Raw genomic sequence first — 1,875 nt, forward strand, 5'->3', positions numbered from 1 at the left:
CCGCGGTCGGTGTAGAGCAGCTTCAGCGGCGTGTCGATCAGCCCGAGGCAGGCCAGCGTGGCGTTGACGATGCCCTGACGGCCCAGGATGACCACCCAGGCGAAGGTGCGGACCACCACGCTGGTCAGCAGGGNCAGCAGCACCAGCAGCATGATGAAGCCCCTGGCCCAGCCGGGGGAGCGCTGGTGCAGCCATGCCACCGGATAGCCCAGCAGCAGGGTCAGTGCCGTCACCTTCACCCCCAACCACAGGGTGGACCCCAGCACCCCCAGGCTGAAGCGGTCGCCGAGGAAATTGACATACTGGGTCAGCCCGTAATGGCCGCCCTGCTGGTCGGTCTGGAAACTCAGCGCCAGCAGGATCGCCAGCGGTGTGACGAAGAACAGGACGAAGCCCGCCGCCAGCGGAGCCGCGAGCTTCAGGTCGTAGGTGGTGACGTCGCGCAACGTCGCGGCCATGGGGCGCCTCCTCCGGCTGGCGGGCTTGTGGGATGGTCAGACGCGGATTTCGCGGTTGAACCGCTCGATCCAGGCGGCGCGCTGCTCGTTGATCTTGGCCCAGTCCTGGAACACGAACTTCTTCGCGATCTCGGCATGGTCCTTGGCCAGCGTCTTGGCCAGTTCGCCCTTGATCGCGACCTTGGTGTTGGTCGGCACGATCAGATAGGGCTCCTCCATCAACGTGGCCTGGACCTCCGGCGACAGGGCGGCTTCGATCAGCTTGAAGGCCAGCTCCTTGTTGGGGGAGTTCTTGACGATGTGGATGGTCGTCTTGAAGGCGATGGCGCCTTCCTTCGGGATGACGAACTCCACCGGCACGCCGCGCGCCTTCAGGATCTGGATGGCGTTGAAGTTGCCGGGGGAGATGTCGATCTGGCCCTGCTGGAACAGGGTGGCGAGCTGGCCGGGGTTGGCGGCGACGGCGGCGAGGCTGGGACGCAGCGCCTCGATGGCCTTGAAGGCCGGGTCGATGTTGGCCTCCGACCCGCCATGCATCTTGGCGAGTTCCACCATGAAGCCGGTGCCGAGCGTCGAGTTCAGGTTGGTGATGCCGACGCGGCCCTTGAATTCCGGCTTCCACAGGTCGGCCCAGGAGGTCGGCGGCGTCTTCACCGTTTCCGGGTTGTAGGTGATGCCCACCACCTGGAAGAAGGGCGCCGGCCCCATCGGGACCTGTGCCGCCGGGATCAGGTCCTTGTAGTAGGCGCTCTTTTCGACCGGATAGGGGTCGACGAGATCCTGCGCCACGGCCTGGAGCGCCGGGCCCGGATCGTGCAGCATGACGTCGATCGGCGGGTTCGACTTCGCGGCGTTGACCTTGGCGATCTGGTCGACCGACAGCATCGGGTCGAGGACGATGTTGGCGTTGTCAGCCGCCTTGCGGAAGGCGGGGACAAGCACGGCCTTGTGGGCTTCCTCCCAGCTGCCGGTGAAGGTCGCGAAGACCAGCGGGCGCGCCTGCGCCCAGGTCAGGCCGGGGAAGGCGTGCATGGCACCCAGCGTCAGCGCCGTCTGCATCAGGTTGCGGCGGGTCAGCAGCATCGTTCACTCCTGAAGGTGAGGGGGGCCGAAGGAAAGAGGAGGCGGATGGAGCGGAGGTGGTTTCAGGCCGCGGCGAAGACCGAGGCGAGACGGGGGGCGACCGGCGCCAGCCGCACCGGGGTGCCGGGCGCCAGCAGGTCGGTGCGCTGGATGCGCGGTTCCGACACCTTGACGGCGGTGCCGTCGCCGACGCGGATCTCGTGGACGACGGTGGCGCCCAGCGGCAGCCCCATCTCGACCACGCCGTTCAGCGTCTCGGCATCGGTCGCGGCGGGATCGACGCTCAGATGTTCGGGGCGCAGGCAGACGGTGACGCGGGCGCCGGGCTGCAGAT

3 protein-coding genes are annotated in these 1,875 nt (G+C 67.5%); all 3 read right to left on the reverse strand.

Annotated elements, in window-relative coordinates; genetic code table 11:
• A partial coding sequence (locus I71_RS39945; protein WP_042696991.1) for an ABC transporter permease occupies nucleotides 1-458 on the reverse strand: 458 nt, incomplete at its 3' end.
• Between the two features lie 36 nt (nucleotides 459-494).
• On the reverse strand, nucleotides 495-1,541 hold the full coding sequence (locus I71_RS19985; RefSeq protein WP_042696994.1) for an ABC transporter substrate-binding protein: 1,047 nt from the start codon (nucleotides 1,539-1,541) through the stop codon (nucleotides 495-497).
• A 62-nt stretch (nucleotides 1,542-1,603) separates the two neighbouring features.
• A partial coding sequence (locus tag I71_RS19990; RefSeq protein WP_042696997.1) for a TOBE domain-containing protein occupies nucleotides 1,604-1,875 on the reverse strand: 272 nt, incomplete at its 5' end.

The organism is Azospirillum sp. B506 (genome assembly GCF_000333595.1).
Taxonomy (GTDB): domain Bacteria; phylum Pseudomonadota; class Alphaproteobacteria; order Azospirillales; family Azospirillaceae; genus Azospirillum.